The 24,996-nt window shown below is 43.3% G+C and carries 20 protein-coding genes; 5 read left to right on the top strand and 15 right to left on the bottom strand.

Going from position 1 to position 24,996, the window contains the following annotated elements:
* Positions 1–591: 591 nt before the first annotated feature.
* The 7 genes from ACZW67_RS07805 to ACZW67_RS07775 form a co-directional block, all read right to left on the bottom strand.
* Positions 592–1,443 carry a hypothetical protein gene (locus tag ACZW67_RS07805; RefSeq protein WP_465182803.1) on the bottom strand — a complete coding sequence of 284 codons (852 nt, stop codon included), beginning with the start codon at positions 1,441–1,443 and terminating at the stop codon, positions 592–594.
* An 85-nt stretch (positions 1,444–1,528) separates the two neighbouring features.
* Complete coding sequence (gene truC, locus ACZW67_RS07800) at positions 1,529–2,320, bottom strand: tRNA pseudouridine(65) synthase TruC (protein ID WP_465182802.1); 792 nt, start codon at positions 2,318–2,320, stop codon at positions 1,529–1,531.
* Between the two features lie 54 nt (positions 2,321–2,374).
* Positions 2,375–2,740, bottom strand: a complete 366-nt coding sequence (locus ACZW67_RS07795; protein WP_197216232.1) for a glutaredoxin domain-containing protein — start codon at positions 2,738–2,740, stop codon at positions 2,375–2,377.
* 410 nt (positions 2,741–3,150) lie between these two features.
* Entirely contained in the window at positions 3,151–4,038 is an 888-nt protein-coding gene (locus tag ACZW67_RS07790; RefSeq protein ID WP_465182801.1) for an SDR family NAD(P)-dependent oxidoreductase, read from the bottom strand.
* A 211-nt stretch (positions 4,039–4,249) separates the two neighbouring features.
* On the bottom strand, positions 4,250–5,281 hold the full coding sequence (dusB, locus tag ACZW67_RS07785; RefSeq protein ID WP_465182800.1) for a tRNA dihydrouridine synthase DusB: 1,032 nt from the start codon (positions 5,279–5,281) through the stop codon (positions 4,250–4,252).
* 118 nt (positions 5,282–5,399) lie between these two features.
* Complete coding sequence (locus ACZW67_RS07780; RefSeq protein WP_110923025.1) at positions 5,400–7,445, bottom strand: BCCT family transporter; 2,046 nt, start codon at positions 7,443–7,445, stop codon at positions 5,400–5,402.
* A gap of 417 nt (positions 7,446–7,862) precedes the next feature.
* The gene (locus tag ACZW67_RS07775; protein WP_465182799.1) at positions 7,863–8,306 is read right to left on the bottom strand and encodes an HIT family protein; all 444 of its coding nucleotides are present in this window, start codon (positions 8,304–8,306) and stop codon (positions 7,863–7,865) included.
* Positions 8,307–8,538: 232 nt separating this feature from the next.
* On the opposite strand from ACZW67_RS07775, the gene ACZW67_RS07770 reads away from it, so the two are divergent.
* The 3 genes from ACZW67_RS07770 to ACZW67_RS07760 all read left to right on the top strand — a co-directional run bounded on the left by ACZW67_RS07770 (position 8,539) and on the right by ACZW67_RS07760 (position 12,844).
* Complete coding sequence (locus tag ACZW67_RS07770) at positions 8,539–9,315, top strand: hypothetical protein (protein ID WP_465182798.1); 777 nt, start codon at positions 8,539–8,541, stop codon at positions 9,313–9,315.
* Between the two features lie 180 nt (positions 9,316–9,495).
* Complete coding sequence (ilvD, locus tag ACZW67_RS07765) at positions 9,496–11,382, top strand: dihydroxy-acid dehydratase (RefSeq protein ID WP_201551814.1); 1,887 nt, start codon at positions 9,496–9,498, stop codon at positions 11,380–11,382.
* Positions 11,383–11,596: 214 nt separating this feature from the next.
* On the top strand, positions 11,597–12,844 hold the full coding sequence (locus tag ACZW67_RS07760; protein WP_465182797.1) for a cation:proton antiporter: 1,248 nt from the start codon (positions 11,597–11,599) through the stop codon (positions 12,842–12,844).
* Positions 12,845–12,861: 17 nt separating this feature from the next.
* Here ACZW67_RS07760 and ACZW67_RS07755 read toward each other — a convergent pair whose 3' ends face one another.
* From ACZW67_RS07755 to ACZW67_RS07740, 4 genes are all read right to left on the bottom strand, one after another.
* A complete protein-coding gene (locus ACZW67_RS07755; protein WP_465182796.1) occupies positions 12,862–14,259 on the bottom strand; it encodes a serine hydrolase domain-containing protein in 1,398 nt (465 codons plus the stop codon).
* A gap of 165 nt (positions 14,260–14,424) precedes the next feature.
* On the bottom strand, positions 14,425–15,024 hold the full coding sequence (locus tag ACZW67_RS07750) for a protein tyrosine phosphatase family protein (protein ID WP_465182795.1): 600 nt from the start codon (positions 15,022–15,024) through the stop codon (positions 14,425–14,427).
* Positions 15,025–15,116: 92 nt separating this feature from the next.
* Positions 15,117–16,031 carry a MaoC family dehydratase gene (locus ACZW67_RS07745; RefSeq protein ID WP_465182794.1) on the bottom strand — a complete coding sequence of 305 codons (915 nt, stop codon included), beginning with the start codon at positions 16,029–16,031 and terminating at the stop codon, positions 15,117–15,119.
* Between the two features lie 347 nt (positions 16,032–16,378).
* Entirely contained in the window at positions 16,379–17,779 is a 1,401-nt protein-coding gene (locus ACZW67_RS07740) for a 3-oxoacyl-ACP reductase (RefSeq protein ID WP_465182793.1), read from the bottom strand.
* Positions 17,780–18,348: 569 nt separating this feature from the next.
* Between ACZW67_RS07740 and ACZW67_RS07735 the strand changes: the two genes are divergently transcribed.
* Positions 18,349–19,887, top strand: a complete 1,539-nt coding sequence (locus ACZW67_RS07735; protein WP_465182792.1) for an acetyl-CoA C-acetyltransferase — start codon at positions 18,349–18,351, stop codon at positions 19,885–19,887.
* A 184-nt stretch (positions 19,888–20,071) separates the two neighbouring features.
* Positions 20,072–21,151, top strand: coding sequence for a polyphosphate kinase 2 (gene ppk2 / locus ACZW67_RS07730; RefSeq protein WP_265091204.1), 1,080 nt, complete (start codon positions 20,072–20,074; stop codon positions 21,149–21,151).
* Between the two features lie 138 nt (positions 21,152–21,289).
* On the opposite strand, the gene ACZW67_RS07725 is transcribed toward ppk2, so the two are convergent.
* The 4 genes from ACZW67_RS07725 to lpxK form a co-directional block, all read right to left on the bottom strand.
* Complete coding sequence (locus ACZW67_RS07725; protein ID WP_465182791.1) at positions 21,290–21,637, bottom strand: PilZ domain-containing protein; 348 nt, start codon at positions 21,635–21,637, stop codon at positions 21,290–21,292.
* Between the two features lie 113 nt (positions 21,638–21,750).
* Entirely contained in the window at positions 21,751–22,884 is a 1,134-nt protein-coding gene (locus tag ACZW67_RS07720) for a DNA polymerase III subunit delta' (protein WP_465182790.1), read from the bottom strand.
* Positions 22,885–22,978: 94 nt separating this feature from the next.
* Positions 22,979–23,797 carry a 3-deoxy-manno-octulosonate cytidylyltransferase gene (kdsB, locus tag ACZW67_RS07715; protein WP_465182789.1) on the bottom strand — a complete coding sequence of 273 codons (819 nt, stop codon included), beginning with the start codon at positions 23,795–23,797 and terminating at the stop codon, positions 22,979–22,981.
* 50 nt (positions 23,798–23,847) lie between these two features.
* Positions 23,848–24,984, bottom strand: coding sequence for a tetraacyldisaccharide 4'-kinase (gene lpxK / locus ACZW67_RS07710; RefSeq protein WP_465182788.1), 1,137 nt, complete (start codon positions 24,982–24,984; stop codon positions 23,848–23,850).
* Positions 24,985–24,996 lie beyond the last annotated feature (12 nt).

Below are 24,996 nucleotides of genomic sequence, written 5' to 3'. Positions count from 1 at the left end.
TTGCGACATTATCAATATTGAGCAGATTAATACCATAAAAAGTATTTCTTTGATGCGTATGGATATGCTGAACCGCGTTGGGATTATTTGAGATTCAATAATCTTAGACAGTATGAAAGTTCCGAGGTGTCTCATACCTCTGCCACATCGATACCTGTATAGCGCACCGATTCTATTCCTATAACAATTACAGTGTTGAATCACTACCTTTTTACCGTCTGAAATGGGCAGTAGAGAACCGCAAAAACCCTAACTGTTTCTATAACAGAGTTTATGACAAATGATTTTCACTTAAAAAAGCCACCGGCACAAATGCTCGGAAATAGTTCTGCTATTATGGCATTAACATACAAATGTAAATCAAGAAATCACTCAGTAAAGGTTCTCCATGCCACTGCTTAAAATCTCGTTCATGAGCAAAATAATTTTCTTTTTAGTCGCAGCTATGTTTTCTTTATCAGCGATGGATTTGAACTTTAATCAAACTCAAAGATTAACGAATCAAGGTGATGCTGAAGCTCAATTCAACCTTATAAAAAATAGCCTTTCACTAAAAACCAAGCTAGATTCTAGGGTTTTTGCGTTCAACTTTTAAGAGCAGCCTTCCACCAAATAAATCGCTTCCGGTATACCAATATCGATACTTTCTACCTCACCTTTTAATAGGTTTTTATCATCTACTTTCCATTCAGTTGCCTTAATCGTATAGTCATTCAATTTTTGACCGTTCTTGATATGATATTCAATTTGTAGAGGTAACTTGTCCTGTTTATTATTAAGCTCAATGTTTTCGTTCTGCAAGAATTTTCCAATTGGGCTTTCTTTTATCACTTTAAAATTGACGTTAGCAAGCAGGCTGTAATAGTCACCATCAACTGCATATTTATCGACTTCGTAAGTAAGCTCGTCATTATGTGCTTTCATAACGTTTTTAGCTGAATTGCCAATGGTGATGTCTTTATAGAACCGTATACTTGGGTCCTGAATACTGATCAGGGCAACTTTACTATCTATGATTTGATATAGCACAGAAGCACGTTCACCGTACTCTTTGTCCACATAGCTCAGTTCTGGATTACTGACGTAATAGCAATGTTCATTATCGCTCTTTGATTTGGTCATTCCTAAACTGTTGAGCAGTTCAGGTGTAATAACCTGACCGAAGCTTAGTTTTTGATAACCTGACGGGCTGACGACTTCCTCATCGGCTATATCTGCTACTTCGTTAGTCTGTACTTTATCCGTAGGCGCTGAATTTATAGATACCTCATCATTCTTAATTACCTCCTTGTTTACACTATCTGTTTGCACAGCACTGTCATTATTTGAAGATGAGTCCTGTGAGTCACAACCTATCATCAGTTGTACAGTACCAATTAATAAAGTAGAAACCATTAGCGTTTTGAATATAGGCAATGGTGATTTTAAATGAAGAAATAACATGGCTTAATTCCTGAGTTCAGATAATTAATATTAATATATACCTCAATGAACCTTGTATAAACTGTCTTTTTTATGCTCGATTTCATTAGGAACTTGAACTTTCAGTACTATCTACCCAAGCAAATTCTTCCATGATACGCAGCCATTGATCATCTAATCCCGCTTTTAGCAACAACGGCTCACCAGTAACCGGATGGTTAAGCGCTAAAGTCTGGGCGTGCAGTAGCATACGTGCGCAATCATATTGAGTACGAAAAAACCGATTGTGTCGTCCGTCACCGTGGCTCGTGTCACCCACGATATGATGGAATAAATGTCTCATATGCCGACGCAGCTGGTGCTTACGCCCAGTCTCTGGTGTTAAGCGTATGAGACTATAGCGGCTAGTCTCATGCTTTTTTGATACTGCAAACGGCAGCTCAATTTGTGCCAAACTCTGCCAATGCGTCACCGCCTCTTGAGCAGGCTTGTCCAAATTGGCAAACTTATCGGCAATCGCATCGGGCTTAAAGCTCAACGCATAATCAACGCTGCCCTGCTCTGACATAAAGCCACGCACCACAGCTAAATATTGCTTCGTCACCTTGTGTGCCGTAAACGCTTCGGTCAGGCTACGCGCCACGGCTGGGCTCTTGGCAAACAACAACACACCTGATGTAGGCTTATCTAACCGATGCACCGGAAACACATGACAACCGACCGCATCACGGGTAAGTTGCATAGCAAAGCGCGTCTCGCCTTTATCCAGCCAGCTGCGATGCACCAGTAGACCAGCCTCTTTATTAATCGCCACTAGATACTCATCTTCATAGATAATTTCTATTTGGTTAGCTTGGTTAGCGGTTTCGCTTTCGATATCCATGTTTTCAGTGCTCATACTTTAGCCGTTTTTAGCCCATTTAACAGTTTTTGTTCGAATTTTGGACATGCCCTAACCAAAACGCTGTTGCAAGTAAGCGTTGATATCATTAGATTCATACATCCATTGGACATCGTTGTTTTCTTGAATACGTAAACAAGGCACTTTTATTCGCCCACCGTTTTCAGCAAGCTCATTGCGAAATTGCTCATTATTTTTTGCATCTCGAAGCTCAATAGGCACATTTAACTTATGAATTTGACGACGTACTTTTACGCAAAAAGGACAAGATTGAAATTGATACAACGATAAATCTTCACCAGCCTTATTAACAAGAGCTTGTTCTTCTTCAGTGCGTTTCATAGCATTACCTTGGGTCATGACACTTATACCAGCAATAATTCGTCCTAGACCTTCTCGTAGCAATTTAACTAACATTCTTACCTCTTCAAATTATCTTATGTGAATTCTTTAACACTCAGAGAATGAGTGCTTAGTGTGTATCTATGTGGTTGTTAGGATTTTTCGGATGTGCAAAGCTTAATTAATAATCTCATTAAGCATGAGAGTAGAGACTATTAGGCCATGGTAAACTCATTCTACTATAATTGATTCAGTTTAAAAGAAATACAAGGCGGCCGATTGTGTATGTATATTTGACACTCTAAGCGAGGTTTAAGGTAGTAAAAGCTTAAAACGTCTAATAATCTCGTGGTTCTGGTCATCAGATAGCTAAAAAGCACCGCTGTTCTACCTATTCATATAAGTATTAATATCTCTTCAGGTACTAAAAAAGGATACCGCAGTATCCTCTTTGATCTTATATCAGAACCAATCAATCTGCTGTTTTAATGATACTCACCAGGAAGGATTCTGGCAAAAGCACGCTGGGCAAGGTTTAGCTTCTTATCGGTAGTCATTCCAGCGCGGGTGCTTGGGAAAATACGATAACCTATCGATTGAATACCGACGTTGATCGCTGGTGCCAATGAGTAAGTAGCTGACGCAAACTTGCCCATATTACTAGCAATACTATTTGGCTTATCAACGATAGCTCTTGCGACCATCAACGCGGCTTCATCAGGCATCAACGCAGGCATGTAGCGGTATAGCTTGGTTGGGGCAATCATAGGCGTACGAACCAATGGCATAAAGATATTGGTAATCGTCACATTATCCCCTTTTACTTCAGCAGCTAAGCAGCGACTAAAAGCATCTAATGCCGACTTAGATGCGACATAAGCGGCAAAGCGCGGGCTGTTTGCCAGTACACCAATCGAGGATATGTTAACAATTTGACCCGTCTGACGTTCAATCATCGTCGGCAAAAATCCGAGAACTATTTTAACGGCGCCAAAGTAATTGATATCCATCGTACGCTCAAAATCATGGAAACGATCGACCGATTCATGAACTGAACGACGAATCGAGCGACCAGCGTTATTCACCAAGACATCAACATGGCCAAAATCCATCAAAATTTGCTCACTAACTTTTTCAATAGCATCCATATCAGTCAAATCGCAAGGGTAATAATCAGCATTACCACCAAGCTCCTCGATACTTTCTTGAACGGCTTTCAGTTTGTCTTCAGTACGTGCCAATAGGATAACATGAGCACCGCATTCGCTAAGCAAAAAAGCCGTACGTTCGCCAATACCACTTGAAGCTCCTGTAATAATAATATTCTTACCTGTTACTGCTTTGGTTATCGCTTGTTTCGAGGGATTTGCCATAAAAATTCCTTTTTTTTGTCCTATGCCTATGAACATCTCAATTATAGAATAGCAAGAAAGCATGGACTAAAGTGAATAAAACAGCCATCGCATCCAGATAATTTGACGACTTTGGGAATTCAAAAACTTATAATAGTGTGATTACTGCATTTGCGATTTCACCGATTCAATAACCCAATATTCCTGTGGCAGTAAACGTTTGTGTTACCTATCACTCGTGCGCTTGCAAAAAACTTTCAACAACCCGAAACTGCCCAGCGGTACTCTCTTCACCATACATCGCTTGTCTAAAGGCGTTAGAGTTTGGAATACCCGTTGTATACCAAGCGATATGCTTGCGAGCGATACGGCAACCAGAGTACTCACCATAAAAGCCATATAGCTCTTGCAAGTGCGCCAGTACAATCTCTTTTATCTCGCTCACACTAGGTGCTTCTAGAGTCTCACCAGTCCGTAAAAAATGCCCGATATCACGAAATATCCACGGCTGACCTTGGGCTGCCCGCCCTATCATGACGGCATCACAGCCTGTCAGCTCATAAACACGCTGGGCTTTTTGTGCGCTATCAATATCACCGTTGGCGATGACTGGAATACTGATGCTTTCTTTGACTTCACGTATCAGCTCATAGCGTGCTTCGCCCGTATACATATCCTCACGCGTACGCCCATGAATGGCAATCGCGGCAATGCCTGCTTGCTCCGCCCGCTTGGCCACTCGCAAGATATTTTCGCGGCCATTTTCATAGCCCAGTCGCGTTTTTAATGTCACAGGGGCATCGACTGCATTGACCGCCGCATCTAACAAGCGCGCAACCATATCTTCATCCTGCAGCAACGCAGAACCTGCCAGCTTGCGGCAAACTTTTTTGGCGGGGCAGCCCATATTAATATCGATAATCTGCGCACCATTATCAATTTGATAACGAGCAGCTTCAGCCAGCTTATCCGGTTCGGCCCCTGCTATCTGCGCAGAAATAGGCGCAATTTCATTATCGAAATTGGCACGATAAAGCGATTTTTTGCGTGCATAAAGCGCCGTATCAGCGATAATCATCTCGCTGACTGCGTGACCTGCGCCAAATGACTTACACAGTCGGCGAAAAGGATTGTCTGTCACACCCGCCATAGGAGCTACCATCAGACGATTTTCAATCGTCAGACCACCGATAGTTAACGGCTGCAATAATGGATGCTCAGACACTGGCAAAGACGAGGGTAAAACAGGAGAATCTATAGACATAAAAAAACGGCTTGATCTGCAGAGAAAACAAGCCGTTATTCTAAGGAATCCTGCACTTATTGCAAGCTATTAACGTGAATAACTTGCATCAATAAACACTAATTCATCATCAAGCCGATCATTTATCGAACACACTGCCCTGCTCTAATGTGATGTCTTCATCGTGCTCTTGCATACGCCATGGTAGGCTATCTGGAGACACGTTTAAGAAGTGCAGATATTTTTCGAACTGATCGATGATATCGTTGATGACAGAATCTGACTTATAACCGTACAAATCATAGGTTTGACCGCCACGGCGCAGATATACTTCTGCACGGTGATGATGCTCTTGTGGCAAATCATTGGCCATTTTTTCAGTGTAATAATCAGGGGCATCATGCTCTGACAAGCGCACTTCATACCAAAACTCAACATCGTCACCGCGTTGTAGTTCCAGTATCGCGCGATTATTAATAGCATCATAATTCACAGATGGCTTCCAACCTGTTTCAGCGAACTTCTCTGAAACCTCAGTCATCGATGGCATGACTACATTTTTGATATAGCTTAAAACTTTGTCTCGTGTGGGCTGATCGGTGATGTAATCAATACGATCGCGCCATGCTGATGAATTTAATAGATGCGGTGGTAGCTTGCTATTATTATCCAAGCTTTGGTTACGATGACCTTCGATACGTAACGCACGCCACATCCCAAACATCGCAATCAACATAATGACGGCAAACGGCAAGGCACTCACAATAGCGGCTGTTTGCAAGGCTTCTAGTCCACCAGCCAATAGCAGTGCTGACGCGACCGCACCTTCTGTCACCACCCAAAACGTCCGCTGCCACCATGGCGTATCACTACGGCCACCAGCCGCTAGCGCATCAATGACCAATGAGCCAGAATCCGATGAGGTCACAAAAAAGGTAATAATCAATAGAACTGTTAGTGAAGAGACGAATTGAGTAAATGGTAAGTTCTCTAATAGCTTAAACAAAGCAATCGCTTGGTTATTTTGCACGTCACCGATTAATGAGTTATAGCCATCAATCATGATCATATTCAGCGCGGTGTCACCAAATACAGCAAACCAGAAAAAGGTAAAGAAAGTCGGTACTAACATCACCCCTAACACGAACTCACGAATCGTACGACCACGGCTAATCTTGGCGATAAACAAACCAACAAATGGCGCCCATGCAATCGTCCATGCAAAGATAAACAGCGTCCAATTGCCAATCCAGTCATTATGCTCATAAGCCTGCAAGCTAAAGGTACGCTCAACGATATTACCCAAGTAGCTACCTGTATTTTCCATAAAAGCATTGAGGATAAATATCGTCGGTCCCACGATGAATACAAAAAGCATTAAGGCAGTTGCCAATAGCATATTTAAGATAGACAGTCGCTTTACGCCTTTATCCATACCTGCCAGCACTGATGCCAGTGCAGCAGCGGTAATCACTGCAATGGCAATGACCTGAACGCCCGTACTAACGGGAACCAGATCTGGCATGAGATAATTCAGACCCGCGTTGATTTGTGATACCGATAGACCCAAACTGGTCGCGATACCAAACATGGTACCGACAATCGCAAACACATCGACCGCATGACCGATAGGACCATGTATCTTATCGCCAATCAGAGGATATAACGTGGAGCGCATCGACAGCGGCAAACCATGGCGAAAGGAGAAATATGCCAGCGATAACCCTACTACGGCATAAATCGCCCAAATGTGAAAACCCCAATGAAAGTAAGCAATCTGCATCGCTTCTTTTGCAGCGGCAATGGTCTCTGGCGCAGACATAGGCGGACTGGCAAAATGCATGACAGGCTCTGCCACACCAAAGAAGAGCAGCGCAATCCCGTAGCCTGCCGAAAACAGCATGGCAAACCATTCTAGGAACTTATACTCAGCCTCTGCATGATCAGGCCCAAGCTTAATCCCACCATAAGGCGAAAAGGCCAATGCGATAATAAATAATAAAAACAATGCTACTGCCAGCATATAAAACCAACCAAACGTTTCGGTGGTAAAATTCAGCACATCACTGAACAGCGCTCCCGCTGCATCAGGGTTGATAGCCGTACCAACCACCAATAACAGCATAATAATCGCTGCTGGCACAAACACTGGCAGTAAAATAGTCGAACGAGGTAATTTACTCATAAAAAACAATGTCCTCAAAATGAATCAAACGTACGTAGATAGGTATGATTTTTATCACACTCCTTTCAGAAACCCTAGGTAAGCACTGAATTCGTAACATTACTTCAAAGATTGTTACATGACTATTACCAAGCAATAAAAAAAGGCAGCTTGTTAGCTACCTTTTTATTGATATAGACCTATTCGCGATTTATAACTGACATCTCAAGCGAGATTAATGCTTCTAGGGCGTGTCTTCATTTCAAAAATGGTGATAAAAATGAGATAAATTGCCGTCAAACAAGAAAAATAGCGCAGATAATATCGGGATATTAACCCGCTATTTGACGATGTTTGGCAAGATTTAGCCATTTTTAGCCCATTGAGATGACTATCGGGTGAATTGAAGACACGCCCCAATCTCTGATTATATTTTATTTACTCAGCATCAATCACCGCTGCCAACTGCTTAGCCAAATTGGCCAACTGCTCTTGGTCAGCCATCACAGCGGCATGGCGACCCAGCTCATGAATACTGCTAGGAATTAAATGTATATGATAATGAAACACGGTCTGCCCTGCCTGCGCACCATTTAATTGCATTTGAATAATTCCTTCTCGCGCAAACACTTGGCGCTGGGCTTGCATGACTTTCTTAGACGTCATCAAAACAGCCGCGGCATATTCAGGCTCCAGATCCGCTAAATCAACGGCCTTCTGTTTTGGTATGACCAATACATGGCCTTCTGCTTGTGGCATGATATCCATAAAGGCGAGCGTTTTATCATCTTCATATACTTTATGATATGGAATATCACCGTCTAGCATTTTGGCAAAAATGTTGTTGTTATCATAAGTAGTTTGTTGATTCAATTCAGTCATTATTTTTCCTTTGAGAGTTTTATTATTAGTCAATTACTTGCTTCATAGTTATCTAAAATAGATAAAATTGTCTGTCATATAGTGGACGAAATGCCAGTTAAGTACAAGTCGCTATCACAATCGTATTTGAAAAATATCAAGCCATATTTCAACGATGCTCACTCACCAATTTATTAGCGAGCCATGCCCTTAAAATGTTATATTAACCCTCTATTTTAATAACATGATGTTTATGGACTCGCCTACCTTGACGACTCAATCAGATGACAATCACGCTCATTCCACACTTAATGACACGCCATCAATCTCTGTATCCGATGATAGCGTGTCTGTGAGCGATGCGGAGCAAACTAATGCTAATAATAGCGCGCAAACCCTTGCGCCTAATACCATTATTTTGGCAGATGCCTTAACTGATAAAACAATCGCTTGGCGGATTCATAATTGTAAAATCAGCAAAAAAACAGTCACTCAAGACCTCCCGCTGCCCTTTCTGTATCATTACGACAGTTTAGACGATGTGATTAAACAGACACATCCACTCACACCTGCGCTACTGGCTAAATTCAATATACCCATGACAGCTCATGAAGCCGCTCAATTAATTGGTATTAGTGAAGCATTATTGGCTAGCCCTTGGCATGTCAAAGTCATTGGCTCATTGGTTGTTTTTAGTGAGAGTCTGCAATTAGCAGTACGTCTACATTGGACCAACACAGGCAAAGAGACACAGCAAATCTATACCAAAAATGCTGCTGACGCGCTCGCCGCTTCGTTTAAAGACTGGCAGTTTTTTGGCCGAGTGGATGTGCTCTATAAAAACACTCAGCAGGCGCTGGTCAGTATCGACGAACAAGCACCCGCTAACGCCCAGATTATGAACATCGATGTGAGTAGCGATTATCAGCTTTTGCCATCGACTCATGCGTTAGTGATTATCGCCAAACTGGATGCAGATAAAGTCAAGCTGCCGTGGTTTGAGACAGCGATATTGGAGCGTCTTGAATAGCACTTTTTTGATCCATCATTTATCATAAGCAACGAATTGTTTTTAGGTATTCATAGCTAATGGTATGGTAACAACCTAGAATTATTCACTAGTCCTCACGCATCATAAAAAGCACACTATCAATATCACAGCTGAGGCTGCACATTTTCACAAACCTCGCCTATTTGTAAGGAATATCACATGGATTATCGCTCAAAAACCTCTACTGGTGGTCGTAATATGGCAGGCGCTCGCGCATTATGGCGTGCAACTGGCATGACTGATGGCGACTTTGGCAAGCCAATTATTGCCATTGCCAACTCATTTACTCAGTTTGTACCTGGTCACGTGCATCTAAAAGATCTTGGACAACTGGTCGCACGTGAGATTGAGCAAGCAGGCGGCGTTGCAAAAGAGTTCAATACTATTGCGGTCGATGATGGTATTGCGATGGGCCATAGCGGTATGTTGTACTCGCTACCCAGCCGCGACCTGATTGCTGACTCTGTCGAATACATGGTCAATGCTCACTGCGCGGATGCGCTAGTGTGTATCTCTAACTGCGATAAAATCACACCGGGTATGTTGATGGCTGCCATGCGCCTTAACATTCCAGTAGTGTTTATTTCAGGTGGCCCAATGGAAGCGGGCAAGATTTTAGCCAGTACCGTTGGTAAGAGTCACAATACTGATAGTAGTGACAGCAGCGCGGTTCGTAAACTCGACCTCGTCGATGCAATGATGGATGCCGCTGATGACAGCATTAGTGATGAAGATGTAGCCGCTATCGAAGCCTCAGCTTGTCCAACTTGTGGTTCATGCTCTGGTATGTTTACTGCTAACTCAATGAATTGCTTGACCGAAGCTTTAGGCTTGGCATTACCGGGTAATGGCTCGCTACTAGCCACTCACTCATTGCGCCGTGAGCTATTCTTAGAAGCAGGTCGCACCATTGTGTCATTGGCCAAACGTCGCTATGAGCAAGATGATGATTCAGTCTTACCACGCTCAATCGCTAGCAAAGCGGCTTTTGAAAACGCGATGACCTTGGATATCGCCATGGGTGGCTCGACCAATACTATCTTGCATCTGTTAGCGGCTGCTAATGAAGCAGAAATCGACTTTAAAATGCATGATATTGACCGTCTAAGCCGTGGTGTGCCTTGTCTTGCAAAAGTCGCTCCTGCCTCACAAAAATACCATATGGAAGATGTGCATCGTGCTGGTGGTGTCTTTGCGTTATTGGCTGAGCTTGATCGTGCAGGCTTACTCAGCACTGACGTACCGACTATTCATAGTGCAACGATGAAAGAAGCGATTGATAAGTGGGATATCATGAACGCTGATAACCTTGAGGCGCGTGCACGATTCCTTGCAGCGCCTGGTGGCGTACGTACCACTGAAGCGTTTTCACAATCAAAAGAATGGTCAAATTTAGACGTTAACCGCGAGTCTGGTTGTATCCGTAGTGCCCAACATGCCTATTCTACAGATGGTGGCTTGGCCGTACTGTATGGCAATATCGCCGAGCGTGGCTGTGTGGTCAAAACCGCGGGCGTTGACGAAAGCATCTTAGTATTTACTGGTCGCGCGCGTCTATTTGAGTCACAAGATGATGCCGTCGCTGCGGTATTGGCTGACGATATCGTTGCCGGTGATGTGGTCATTATCCGCTATGAAGGCCCTAAAGGCGGCCCTGGTATGCAAGAAATGCTTTACCCAACGACTTATCTAAAGTCTAAAGGCTTGGGTAAAGAGTGTGCCCTACTCACCGATGGTCGCTTCTCTGGTGGTACGTCAGGTTTATCAATTGGTCATGCCAGCCCTGAAGCAGCCGAAGGTGGTGCCATCGGTCTGGTTGAAGAAGGCGATACCATCCATATCGACATCCCAAATCGTACCATCAACATGCAAGTCAGTGATGCCGACTTGGCCGCACGCCGAGATGCGATGGAAGCACGCGGGCGCGATGCATGGAAGCCTGTGAGCCGTGATCGTCACGTAACCCCTGCGCTACGTGCCTATGCTGCTATGACGACCAGTGCCGATACTGGTGCTGTCCGTGATGTGAGCCAAGTAGAACGCTAAAACGTGAAAACGGTGTTTTAAGGTAAATAAATTATCTTAAAACAAAGCCATAGTCTCATAATCAATTAAGCCTGCGCGATGCAGGCTTTTTTTCACCAAAAAACAACGTAGCAGACGTTTTAATAACGATTTTTTGCGGTAATTGATTTTTTTTGGCGTCATGATAAGGGTTATCAAAACCACCCCCTTAAAAACCACGACGTGCCTACTCCTTATGATCGAAAACTATAATTTATTCTTATTAATTTGCGGTGTCGCTTTCTTACTAGGAGCGTTGTTTCCTATTATGTTTAAACGCACGCCCGTCTCCTTACCTATGCTACAGGTCAGCTTTGGTCTAATTATGGGCTATTGGTGGACGACCCTATCGTTTTTAGATCCGATGGATAACGGTTTAATCATCGAAAAACTAACCGAAATTGTGGTGCTCGTATCATTGGTGGGCGCTGGTATCAAGATTGATACCAAGCTGTCTTGGCGATTGTGGAGGCCGACAGTACGCCTATTACTGATTACCATGCCGATTGGTATCTTTGCGATGGCTATTTTGGGATATTACGCGTTTGGTTTGAGCCTTGGAGCAGCTATTTTGCTAGGGGCTGTGCTAGCCCCAACCGATCCGGTATTGGCGTCTAGCATTCAGGTAGGGCCGCCTAATACGGGTGGCGAAGATACACCGCGATTTACCCTCACCTCAGAGGCAGGACTTAACGACGGACTGGCTTTCCCTTTCGTTTATCTGGCAATAAAAATAGCAGAAGCATTTAGTGAAGGTAATAGCTTTACTAGTGAGATGCTTTGGTCGTGGTTCACCCATGATGTACTGTGGAAAATTGGCGCAGGTTTGGTGGTGGGTATTGTCGTGGGTAAAGTCATGGCAAAGCTGGTATTTTCGAAATATAGCCAAGACACTACTATTTCTCAAGGCTATGTGGTCATTGCCCTGACACTCGTGGCATATGGATTAGCAGAGTTTGTACACAGTTATGGTTTTATCGCTGTCTTTATTGCGGCATTTGCCTTCCGGCGTTCAGAGCATGAGCACAGCTACCATCACAAACTCCATGATTTCGCAGAGCAATCCGAAGGTTTGCTTATGTCGCTCGTACTGGTTATGTTTGGCATTTTTCTAGGTCAAGGATTACAGTCAGGTGTGGAGCTGACGTGGCGTGTTTACATCGTCAGCTTCACTTTCCTATTATTGATACGTCCCATTGGTGGGTTTATCGCTTTATCAGGGCTGAATCTTCCTCGCACTGAAAAATACGCTATCTCAGCATTAGGTATCCGTGGTATTGGTACGTTGTATTATTTATCTTATGCGCTGAACCAAGGGTTCTTCGGTGATGAAGATGCACTCAAGTTATGGATTGTCTGCTCAATTGTGATTTTAACCTCAATCTTTATTCATGGCTTGAGTGCAACTAGGCTACTTAAAATGACACCGAATAAGCCTCATTGAACTTATCAGTAAGGTTTTTAAAGCGCTGCATCAATCATACTCAACACAGATTCCGTTAGCGCAAACTGACGGATATCATTGAGCATTGTTGAATCAAAATTATGGACAAAGGCAAATGACAACTGGCGCTCAGGGTCACACCAAGCAACTGAACCGTTGTAGCCCATGTGTCCAAATCCTTGCTTGCTTACATCAGTTTTTTCATTGGCTTCGCTTTGACAAATATCAAACCGGCGATGATAACCCAAACGCCAATGCATCGCTGCTGGCATGACAGCATCTAGTCCTGAGACTTGTGGTGTGGATAGCTGTTCAAAGATTGTGCTATCAATAAGCGTTTGTCCTTGCCACTCGCCGCCACTGGCAAGCATGGCATAAATGGTTGCCAAGGCCTGAGCTGAGGCGACACCATTGGCGGCTGGAATCACGGCCTGTAGCGTCTCACGACTATGATAATCGATCGCTTGTTTTCCAACTGGTATGAGCGCTGCCTTATAATTTTTTAGATTGAGCTTGCTCGTGTCAAAGTACAAACGATTAATATAAGCCGTGTCCAACTTAGGCAAGTTGGTTTGCTCATCAGCTTGGCCAATATCTGCCGATTTCATATTCGCTAAGGCTTGTTGCTGCCAACATGCGTAACTAGGCAGGTTTTCGTAAGCACGCAAGACACTTTGTGAATCCACCTTTAAGGTTGGTTTTTGACGCTTACTACGCAATTGTGAGCTGTCTTCATTTGATGACTCAAAATCTTTGGCCAGCTTTGCCACTTGGTTAACTTTACTTGCTGGTACGCCAAAGTAACAGCTATCAGCGATACCTAAAGGCTCAGTAAGATAACGGCGCAGCGCTTCAGCTAAAGACAGTTCAGTAACGGCTTCTATCACACCGCCCAACACCCAACCATAGACTAAAGCACTATAAGCACTGTCATATAGCTCGGTATGGTCTGGTGCAGTGATCGGCATTGCAGCAACCGTCTTGAGCATGTATTCCCAGTCAAGCAAGGCTTCACTGTCTACCTCTATACTTTGAATGGAAAATAAATTGGCTTGGTGTGACATCACATTGCGTAGCGTAAGCTCACCTTTATCCTGTGCCGCAAATGCTGGCCAATAGTGTGCAATAGGCATGTCATAATCAAGCATCTGCTGCGAAACCAATACATGTACCAGCGTCGCCAATATACCTTTACCTGTCGAAAAGTTAATCGCTAAAGTGTCAGGCTGCCATGACATGTCTAAACGTGCCAACCCCGTACTTGCCTGAGCAATACACTTGCCAGCCTGATAGACAACCACCGCACCACCTGCTGGCGCATCATCAAGCTGTAAATCGGTGAGCAGTTGCTGTAAGTGCTGCTGAAGTTGTGTATTAATCTGATTGTTGTGATCAGTTTTATTATTATCGGTCATAGTTTTCCTGCTCTGTTTTATAAAATAGCTAAGTATGAAAAACCTTAGCGCTTAGTATTATACCAACCCCAAAAAGTACGATTAGCGGTGTCAAACTTGTTTTTATTTACTCAAAAAAAAGGCCACCTATCGGTCGCCTTTTTACTCGTCAAACGTGCTTATACTTTAACGTGGTACCAATAGACGATTATGGACTTCTTCGGCAAGCTTAGTCAAACCATGACTGCGCCCACGTTCCATAGCAGTATCCATCTTACGCCCGCGCAACCAACCTGCACGCAACGCAATTGCCGCGCCTACTCTGTTACCAGTTCCGCAATGTACGGCTATTTTTTTGCCATGGTTTTGGCGTAAAATATTGTCAAACGCCAATATTTTTAGCTGTTTTAAATCCGCCGCGCCGCTAATAGGCAGATGCTCATAGTGCATACCTGCCTGCTCAACCGCTGATGATTCATCAAAACTCAATTCATCATCAGGCTGCAAATTAATTACTAGCTCGACACCCGCTTGCGCTAAAGCTACTACCTTTTCGTCATCGAGTGCACCGCATACAATGGTGTTGTCATCAGGACGAAAATAAGGCTCAAAAATGGCAGCTAAATCGACACCATTATCAGGAGCCTCTTGGTCAGGTGTGACGTTTGTAGTCTCAGCCTCATTGTTAACAACGTCGTTATTAGCAACGTCGTTGTTAGCGACATCGTCATTGGCAGCTGAATTATCAAGTTGTTCTGGGCTTGTTGCTTCCGTATGTGCAGTCATAAGTATAAAGTTGTTCGTTAAGTTTGAGTTTGCTATTGAAATAGTTGTTAGTTAAACGGCAGTCATGTTACTGACTTCTATGCTAGCTTTTGTTAACTATCACTCTGTAATATAACCGTACCTGCCAAATGCGGCTTGTCATTCTTAGCGCTATATAGGCCAAACTCACAAGTGCCATCTGCGCTCTCAAACTGTGCCACTGGATCAGCGATGAGTTCGACTTCTGCTGGCAAAAAGATAGGCAGTTTGAACGATACATCAACGGTACAAGCATCTGGCAACTCATCCATCATGGCAAGACACTTGGCCTTTGACCACATACCGTGAGCGATGGCTTTAGGGAAGCCAAAAGCACGCGCAGATAATGGATGTAAGTGGATAAGGTTAAAGTCACCTGACACAAAGGCATAACGACGACCGATATCTTCTGGTACTTCAAAGATACTGTGTACACCTTTTGGATTGACTGACGGTTTGACCACTACAGGACGCGGTGTGCTTTTTTTATCTTTACTACGGCTTGGTTGTTTGCTACGTGACAGATAAGTCGACGTACCTTCCCAAATAACCTTGTCTTCTGATTTTACCGTTGTCACAAAATCAAACTGCTGACCTTGAGCATGGTCACGCAAGTTGTCAAAGGTGACAGACATAGCGACCGTTTCACGCTCACCAATTGGACGATACTGGGTCACACTGTTATCGACGTGTACCAACCCCAGCATAGCAAATGGGAACGGCTCTTTGACCATCATGTTCATTTGCAGCGTTTGAGACAGCACCGAAAAGTATGTAATCGGGATATTGCCATTATCAGCAAAACCACAAATTTTACGATAATCGTTTAAGTTACCCTGATCGATGTGCAGATCGTCCACATAATAGGTCGATTGCGGCAATTGATCTCTACTAACTTTACCATTATTGACGATAGGCAATAAACTTTTGACGATATTGGCGTAGGTCGTATGCGCTTTTGGCAGCGCATCATAATGCTTGTCTGACATAATAAATCCTAAGTGGGGCTTGAGCAAATTTTCTTGGTGCATACAGAGATGCTATAAAGTCGTTCGTTAAGGCTTACCAGTAAACAGTATCTTAAGCGCTATACTCAATCCAAAGTATAAGTAATCTACGTGATTTTTAATACAGGTTACAAGCACTTATTATAACGAAACATAATTTGGCTGATGGTTTCTGTGTTTTTATCATAAAAAAGCCACCCTCGGGCAGCTTTATTACGATTTATCAGCAATTTTTTCGTAAGCATATGTGAGGTAAATAATAAATAATGCACTATATTATATATTTACTATAGGCTTAATCATTACCTCTGTCTACTTAGAAATAGGTGTTAGGCCCCTAGTAAGCTCTGACCACAAACACGAACCACGTTGCCGTTCAAGCCACCAGAAGCAGGTGATGCAAACCATGCGATGGTTTCAGCAACATCTACTGGCAAGCCGCCTTGGCTCATTGAGTTCATGCGGCGACCCGCTTCACGAATAGCAAATGGAATCGCTTCCGTCATTTGAGTTTCAATAAATCCTGGTGCCACTGCATTAATTGTCATGCCTTTAGCATTGTCTTCTAGTTGCTTAGCAGTCGCATCAACCAGACCAATAACACCCGCTTTCGACGTGGCATAGTTGGTTTGACCCAAGTTACCAGCGATACCTGAAATTGACGACACACAGACGATACGTGCATTTTCTTTTAGCACGTCATTGTCTAGTAAGTAACGATTTAGCCTAGCAATACTGCCTAGGTTGATATCGATCACCATGTCCCATTTTTTCTCGTCCATGTTTGCCAATGTCTTATCACGTGTGACACCAGCATTATGGATAATCGAATCCAGACCGCCACGCTTTTGTGCTGCTTCTGCGATTTCTTTGCCTGCGTCATCACTAGTGATGTCAACGGTCACGACAGAACCACTGATTTCACTCGCAACTTTTTGTAGATCAGCTTGCTGCTGCGGCACATCGAGACAGATAACGTGAGCGCCTTCACGAGCCAACACACGAGCGATTGCTTCGCCGATACCGCGACTTGCGCCAGTCACTAGCATGGTTTTGCCACCTAGAGGCTGCGTCCAATCTACTTCAACTGATTCGCCTTTGTTAACACGCACAACTTGTCCTGAGACATACGCTGAACGAGCTGAGGTGAAAAAGCGTAACGTCGAATCTAGATTTTGCTCTGCACCTTCTTCAACATAAACAAGCTGTGCCGTAACACCGCGCTTAAATTCTTTACCGACAGACTTTACAAAGCCTTCAAGTGAGCGCTGAGCCATTGCTGCTTCGATGTCAGTGATGTTTTCTGGTGTACGACCAACGATAATGACTCGACCAGACTTATCGACACGGCGAGCAACAGCATGGAAGAATTCATACACTTCTTTGAGCTGCTCAGCATTGACAATATTACTGGCATCAAACAATAGAACTTTGAATTTGTCATCGCCACCAGTATTGGCTTTTGCTTCGATGCTCGCATCAGCCAATTCATCTTTGATATCGTCGCTGCTGTTCACATAAACGTCAGCATGTACATCTGACAAAATACGTGAGATCGATGCGCTAACGCTTTTATCCTCGCCCTTAGCACGACCAACCAACACACTACCGCGTACTAAATTCTCACCACTCTCGAAACGATCAAGAGTCACTGGTAATGGCAAACCCAAATTTTTGGCCACTTTTTTGCCAAGAGAAGACTGAACAAAATCACCGTAACGGTCTGACATAATATAATCCTTATAAAAATGATTAAAATAAAAAATGCAATGTGCCTATCATATAGACTCGGCAACATTATAATTATTGATATTTAGTAAGTGCGTACAAAACTGGCCTAACTATACACTGCCATCATAAACAAGTCCAAAAACTGACAATGTCCACAAAAATCTGTAAACAAGCAAGTACACAAGACGGCCGCTTTTTCTAGATTTAAAAACCATAACATTATGCTAAAATCAGACCTATAAGTTATGGTAAATAGAATTATCGATAACAATATATTATCAAAACAGCTTTTATGCAATGTTAATAGTCAATACCAGCCAGTCTACAAAAGTTATATTATTAACTGTTTTCAAAGCCAGTATCAACCTTATATATAAGTGTCACATAGTTTGCTAAAGATATACAGTAAGGTCGTAAAAACACTTTATCCTAAACAGCCATAACGCATAATAAATGATAATATTTACCTCTTATCTATTTTGAATCTCTTAACTGTATTTTTTAATTCAATTGAATTTTTTATTATTACCCTCTTTTTCTTCTACCCATATTTTTTAAGGATAATATTATGAGTAATAAAAACAACCACCCTGATAGCCCTGTTATCGAAAGCACTGTTGTAAAAGCCAGTGATACAAAAAATGAAAACTCACAAGCAACCTCTACTGACAGCACTAAAAAAGAAACAGCTGTCAAAAAAACAGCAAGTGCTTCGACTAAAGAAGCTGAAACGGTTGAGGACAAAAAAGTAACTGAAGATAAAGCAGCAACGACTGCTGTCAAAACTTCTACTGCTAGAAAGACTAGCAAAGCGAAGCCTGCCTCAAATCTAAACCGAGTGGCTATTCTAGGGGGTAACCGTATCCCGTTTGCTCGCTCAAACGGCTCATACGCTGATGTCAGCAACACAGACATGCTAACGGCCGCTTTAGATGGTTTGGTTGAACGCTATAACCTACAAGGCGAAATTGTAGGTGAAGTAGTAGCTGGTGCTGTGATGAAGCTAAGCCGCGATATCAACTTAACTCGTGAGGCCGCGCTAAATACCGCACTGAACCCACATACTCCAACTTATGATATCTCACAAGCTTGTGGTACTGGCTTGCAAGCGACCTTTGCTTCTGCCAACAAAATCGCACTGGGCCTTATCGATTCAGCCATTACTGGCGGTGTCGATACTACCTCTGATGCGCCTATCGCAGTTGGTGATGGCCTACGCAAAGTACTTATCAAACTGGGTGCCGCAAAAGACAACAAGCAACGACTAAAAGCATTGATGGGTCTAAATCCAAAAGACCTAATTGATTCACCACAAAACGGTGAACCACGTACTGGTTTGTCAATGGGCGATCATCAAGCGATCACAGCACTTGAGTGGAATGTCAGCCGCGAAGCGCAAGATGAGCTGGCTTTTAATAGCCATCAAAATCTAGCACGTGCTTATGATGAAGGTTTCTTTGATGACTTAATCACGCCTTACAAAGGTCTGACTCGTGACAACAACTTACGCCCTGATACAACTTTAGAAAAACTGGCTAAACTCAGACCTGTATTTGGCAAAAAGAATGCCAATCCAACGATGACAGCAGCCAACTCTACCCCACTGACTGATGGTGCCTCTTGTGTACTATTGGGTACTGATGAATGGGCAAAAGAGCATGGTCTGAAGCCATTGGCTTATATTGTTCATCAAGAAACCGCTGCCGTTGACTTCATCGGCAAGTCTGGCACGACTGAAGGTCTGCTAATGGCGCCAGCGTATGCCGTACCGCGTATGCTGGAACGTGCTGGCCTAACACTACAAGATTTTGATTTTTATGAAATCCATGAAGCCTTTGCGTCACAAGTATTATCAACATTAGCCGCTTGGGAAGATGAAAGCTTCTGTTCAGAGCGTTTAGGACTCGATGCGCCGCTAGGGGCTATCGACCGTAGCAAGCTAAACGTTAACGGCTCGTCACTGGCGGCAGGTCATCCATTTGCCGCTACTGGTGGTCGTATCTTAGCCACTGCTGCTAAATTGCTAGATCAGAAAGGCTCAGGCCGTGCACTTATCTCTATCTGCGCAGCAGGTGGTCAAGGTGTGACTTGTATTCTAGAAAAATAATCTGGATTGCATTTAGTTTAAAACAAGAAATACGCTGATCTATTATTTTAATCAGCATCTGTCTGTCAAAAATGCCCTTTAAGTTAATTAAAGGGCATTTTTTATTGCCTATAGTTTGTTATTATAAAAGCGAACCAGGAGTAGTATCTTACAAAATCCAATATGCCAACCAAAGGTAATATTTATGGGTAAGACAAAATATTTATTAGAAAAGCTAAGGGAAGTCATCTTCGGTTCTGAAAAATTTGTGATGTCAGAACCACGTACAACGACTGATTTTGAATCTTTAGCGACTAAAGAGCATGTAGATCAATACAATCGAGAACAAGCTATTCTTTCAGAGCGTATCGAAAAAGAAGTTCTGGATGATGAGTTGCGTCGAAAAATGCATCAAGATTTAATCGATACCTATGATGAAGAGCTAGAAAATGAAATAGATGACTGTGCACGTGATTTTCGTTTTGATGGCCGCGAGATGAGCGAGCAGGAAAAGCTAGACCGACGAACATACTTTCATGAATTGGTCCGGCTACAACGCGAGCTTATAAAGCTACAAGACTGGGTCGTTGATCGCGGTGAGCGCATCGTTGTTATCTTTGAAGGGCGTGATTCTGCTGGTAAAGGTGGTGCCATTAAACGTATCACTCAGCGTTTAAACCCTAGAGTGTGCCGTGTTGCCGCATTACCCGCTCCCACAGAACGCGAGCAGACGCAGTGGTATTTTCAGCGCTATGTCGCCCACTTACCAGCAGCTGGTGAAATTGTACTGTTTGACCGTAGTTGGTATAACCGCGGCGGTGTTGAGCACGTGATGGGCTTCTGTACAGATGCACAGTATGAAGAGTTTTTTCAATCAGTACCTGAGTTTGAACGCATGCTCGTACGCTCAGGTATTCGCCTAGTAAAATACTGGTTTTCTATTACCGATGATGAGCAGCATGCGCGATTTATGAGCCGGATATATGATCCGCTTAAGCAGTGGAAACTCTCACCGATGGATTTACAGTCGCGCCGACGTTGGGAAGACTACACCAAAGCAAAAGAAACTATGTTTGAACGAACTCACATTCCTGAAGCGCCATGGTGGGTAGTAGAAGGCAACAATAAAAAACGTGCTAGGCTAAACTGCATTGCCCATTTACTCGAACAAATTCCTTATAAAGAAATACCTCGTGATGAGGTCGAATTGCCGAATCGTAAGCGTGATGATGAATACTACCGTGAACCTATCCCAAACGATATGTATGTGCCACCGCGCTATTAGAACACTCTCACATTCCGCCAGTTTTTTATACTTTTGCTAAAAAGCAGCCTTATATCAAGTATAAGGCTGCTTTTTTATGGCAGTATTTATTTAATAACTGATTATAGTAGTGGATCAGAACATTAATAAGCATAAAGGCTACATCGTATAAGTGGCCTGCAAACCATCTACTTTACCAGCCAATAGTCGCTCAACTTCATTTTTGATTCGCTGACCAGAAATATCTGTCCCAATCTGCACGGCAAAACCTGCTGGACGACCACCTTGTGTTTTAGAGTTTATCCAAACCACTTTACCGTTCATAGGTAAGCGCTCGCTAGAGTTCGGTAAAGTAACTGCGATAAACACTTCATTACCTAACTGTTGGTCTTGAGTCGAAGGTACAAATAACGCACCATTAGCCACAAAGGATAAGTAGCTGGCGTATAGCATTTCGATATTTTCAATATGGCAGGTTAATACCCCACCGCGTCCTGGCATCGCCATAGTTAGCTTCCTTTATTAATTGGGTGAAATGTGTTTTTATGAGTGGCTAACGGTATGTAGAGCAAAGCATTAAAACCATTGCCAAACGATAATCAAATGCCATAAAAATTGCTTTATAAGTATGCCAGTTCTTGCATTAGCTTATCATAGGCAAATTTTTCTTGCACATTTTGTTGTAGTGCAATTTTGGTTTGCTGCAAGCTATTAGCAAATGATTCTAATCCACTGTCAGTCGGTTGATAAGTCTCTAGCAATGCTGATAAGTTGACATCTTTTTGTAGCTCATTTAGTCCTAGACAAACACGGCGCATATCGAGCAACATCAGCTCAGACAGCTGGATAAACTCTGCTATGTTTAGCTGGTTTTGCCAATAATCACTGGCTGCAATACTACTACGCTTTCCACTACGCAATGCCTGCCACGTCGTCAACCACAGTGCGCGCTTGCTATACCAAGGCGCTTGTGCCAGTGCTATCGCCGCTAAAGGCGCACCATTTGCCAATTGAATAAGTTGATGAATAGCATCTGTACCAACTGCTTCACGATTTATAGTATGGCCCAGCTTACTTGTTACATAGTCAACAGCTATCGCAGGCTCAATCGTTTGTAATGCCAACTGTTGTACGCGACTTTTAATGGTTGGTAGCAGCTGGGCTGGCGCATCACTAATCAAAAATAGATGAACTTGTGCTTGTGGCTCTTCTAAGGTTTTTAGTAGAGCATTGGCTGCAGCAATGGTCATTTTCTCAGCATGATCTAACACGCAAATCCGCATTCCTTGTCCACCTTGATAAATAAAAGGTTGTAAGGCGCGGATATCATCAATTTTGGTCTTGAGCGCACTATTGCTAGCAGTTTTACTGGATTTTTTGTCTTTAGCGGTGTTGCTTGACTTTTCTTTGTTATCAGCATGCTCTGCACTGATAGGCATACTGACCAGTGGCAATACTTGCAAGCTCGGATGGGTGCCTGATCTCAGCCATTGACAGCTCTCACACGTGCCACAAGCACCTGTTGGATGACTGTCGCGGCTGCGACATAGTAACCAAGCGACCAGTCGCCATACAAAAGCACGCTTGCCCATTCCTTGCATACCTGCTGCTAGTAGCGCATGAGGTAAAGACTGCTGCTGCAATACTCGCTCTGTCAGTTGCGACCATAACGACTGCTGCCATGGCAATAAGGGCGCAAAATAAATGCCGTCGTTGATATCTGCTGCACCTGTATTTCCTGTCCCGTTACTCATAGCTGTCGCCCTATAACATTGCTCGATTATTCAGGATATAGCGCGTTAATGACGCTTTAAATAAAAGGTATAAATTTTTAATTGGATTACTAACCTATAGACTACCGATAGGACTTAAAAAGCCAGCTAGGCTCATGCCATTTAAACGATCTAAATCTTCCTGCGTATCGACACCTGCTGGTAAATGACAAGCAGCGGAAGCAATCGCGATATGACCACCGTTTTCTAACACACGTAACTGCTCTAAGCTTTCTAGCATTTCGAGCGGTGTCTGTGGCCAATGTACAAACTGCTGTAGTAGACGCACACGATAAGCATATAAGCCCAAGTGACGATACGCATTTTTTGGTGGTTGTCTTTGATTATCGTCAGCCAACACGACATCACGATCACAAGGAATGGGCGCACGACTAAAATAAAGCGCACGCTGTAAATCATTGGATTGTTGACTGACAACCTTGACCACTGATGGGCGCATAAAAGTCTCATAGTCATCGATAGGCTCACATAAAGTGGCCATCACACTCTCATCATCTGCGACTAGAAGTGCTTTTACCTGCTCTAATAATAGCGGAGGTACTAACGGCTCATCGCCTTGCATATTGACCACAATATCATGGTCAGCCCAACCTTTTATCGCGGCCACTTCTGCTAAACGATCTGTGCCTGAGGCATGATCAGGGCTAGTCATTACGACATCGAATCCTGCATCCGTGCATACCTTTGCTATATCTACATCATCAGTTGCAATGCACATATCATCTGCAAAGTGTGCTGTCTTAGCCTTTTCAGCCACCCAAAGAATCATCGGCTTACCATGTATCTGTAGCAATGGTTTGCCAGGTAGTCGTGTGCTTTTAAAGCGAGCAGGAATGACAATATGAGTTTTGGCAGGTGTGGCGACTGATAGCATGGTTTTTCCTATAAAATTTTGCGGCAATGTAAAATATTAGCGGTTATCTATCACGTAGTTTTCATACTGATATCAGGATCAGACTGAATACCTAGTGTCTTAAGTTGCTCGTCTAGATTGTCATAACAGCTATCAGAAAGTACAGCTGTAACTGGTAACACCCATAGTCTACTTGCCAGCTCCTCATACTCATCACTCAGTGCTTGCTTACTTGTATATTCGACTAGCAATGCTCTAATTTTCACTGCATCTTTGCTAGTTATGACTATCGGATCATCTCGATACTGCAGGAGCTCAGCCAAGCTAAAATCATAATGGTCAGGATAAGGATGACCGATTACCTCAAAGCCAATAGAACCCAAGGTATCGAAGAAACGCTGCGGATAACCTATGCCACTCACAGCATGTACCCGACTGCCCATCTTAAGCATGTTAATACCCACTTTGAAATCAGTATCTCTGGCACCAGTTAATTTAGGTTGCCACAGGCGCTGCAATTTATCAGGCACTAAATGCATAGTCGAACGACTGGCTAGAGGCAGAGTATTATTATCTTGATAAACTGCTCCTGTTTCTAACTTTTCATGGTAAATGACAGTGGCACCCTGCAGTCGTGATATTGGCTCACGTAAAAACCCAGTGGGCAGTAGTTGCTTGTTGCCAAAACCTCTTGCCGAATCGACCACAATCCACTCAATATCACGTTGCAATGCATAATGCTGCAAACCGTCATCTGCAATAATGAATTGTAAATCTGGATAAGCATCTAATAAGGTGGTCACTGCTTGCTGACGATTGGGACAAACTGCCATCGGGGCACCTGTCATGCTGACGATTAAACACGGCTCATCACCAACTACATTAGGTAAGCTATCCACATTAACCAATGCTGGCATCTGACTGGTATCACCACCATAACCACGACTAATGACACCTACCTTGACGCCTCGTGATTGTAGCTCATTGACCAAAGCAATAATCAATGGTGTCTTACCACTACCACCAACACTGATATTTCCAATGACCATGATGGGAATGGGCGCACGATAACTTGATAGCAAACCAATTCTATAAGCTTGACGACGAAGCATGGTAATGAGTCCGTACAAGCAGCTAATGGGTAGCAATAGCCACAACCAAAGAGCTTGACGTTGCCATGCACGTGTCACTGTCGTTTCGATGCTCATGTTTATTGACCA

The organism is Psychrobacter sp. TPE 89C (assembly GCF_055522395.1).
This window is presented reverse-complemented; position numbering and strand designations above follow the sequence as displayed.

Excerpts from the sequence above, each read along its gene's own strand:
- ACZW67_RS07805 (WP_465182803.1), bottom strand. The coding sequence starts at position 1,443 with ATGTTATTTCTTCATTTAAAATCACCATTGCCTATATTCAAAACGCTA.
- truC (WP_465182802.1), bottom strand. The coding sequence starts at position 2,320 with ATGAGCACTGAAAACATGGATATCGAAAGCGAAACCGCTAACCAAGCT.
- ACZW67_RS07795 (WP_197216232.1), bottom strand. The coding sequence starts at position 2,740 with ATGTTAGTTAAATTGCTACGAGAAGGTCTAGGACGAATTATTGCTGGT.
- ACZW67_RS07790 (WP_465182801.1), bottom strand. The coding sequence starts at position 4,038 with ATGGCAAATCCCTCGAAACAAGCGATAACCAAAGCAGTAACAGGTAAG.
- dusB (WP_465182800.1), bottom strand. The coding sequence starts at position 5,281 with ATGTCTATAGATTCTCCTGTTTTACCCTCGTCTTTGCCAGTGTCTGAG.
- ACZW67_RS07780 (WP_110923025.1), bottom strand. The coding sequence starts at position 7,445 with ATGAGTAAATTACCTCGTTCGACTATTTTACTGCCAGTGTTTGTGCCA.
- ACZW67_RS07775 (WP_465182799.1), bottom strand. The coding sequence starts at position 8,306 with ATGACTGAATTGAATCAACAAACTACTTATGATAACAACAACATTTTT.
- ACZW67_RS07770 (WP_465182798.1), top strand. The coding sequence starts at position 8,539 with ATGGACTCGCCTACCTTGACGACTCAATCAGATGACAATCACGCTCAT.
- ilvD (WP_201551814.1), top strand. The coding sequence starts at position 9,496 with ATGGATTATCGCTCAAAAACCTCTACTGGTGGTCGTAATATGGCAGGC.
- ACZW67_RS07760 (WP_465182797.1), top strand. The coding sequence starts at position 11,597 with ATGATCGAAAACTATAATTTATTCTTATTAATTTGCGGTGTCGCTTTC.
- ACZW67_RS07755 (WP_465182796.1), bottom strand. The coding sequence starts at position 14,259 with ATGACCGATAATAATAAAACTGATCACAACAATCAGATTAATACACAA.
- ACZW67_RS07750 (WP_465182795.1), bottom strand. The coding sequence starts at position 15,024 with ATGACTGCACATACGGAAGCAACAAGCCCAGAACAACTTGATAATTCA.
- ACZW67_RS07745 (WP_465182794.1), bottom strand. The coding sequence starts at position 16,031 with ATGTCAGACAAGCATTATGATGCGCTGCCAAAAGCGCATACGACCTAC.
- ACZW67_RS07740 (WP_465182793.1), bottom strand. The coding sequence starts at position 17,779 with ATGTCAGACCGTTACGGTGATTTTGTTCAGTCTTCTCTTGGCAAAAAA.
- ACZW67_RS07735 (WP_465182792.1), top strand. The coding sequence starts at position 18,349 with ATGAGTAATAAAAACAACCACCCTGATAGCCCTGTTATCGAAAGCACT.
- ppk2 (WP_265091204.1), top strand. The coding sequence starts at position 20,072 with ATGGGTAAGACAAAATATTTATTAGAAAAGCTAAGGGAAGTCATCTTC.
- ACZW67_RS07725 (WP_465182791.1), bottom strand. The coding sequence starts at position 21,637 with ATGGCGATGCCAGGACGCGGTGGGGTATTAACCTGCCATATTGAAAAT.
- ACZW67_RS07720 (WP_465182790.1), bottom strand. The coding sequence starts at position 22,884 with ATGAGTAACGGGACAGGAAATACAGGTGCAGCAGATATCAACGACGGC.
- kdsB (WP_465182789.1), bottom strand. The coding sequence starts at position 23,797 with ATGCTATCAGTCGCCACACCTGCCAAAACTCATATTGTCATTCCTGCT.
- lpxK (WP_465182788.1), bottom strand. The coding sequence starts at position 24,984 with ATGAGCATCGAAACGACAGTGACACGTGCATGGCAACGTCAAGCTCTT.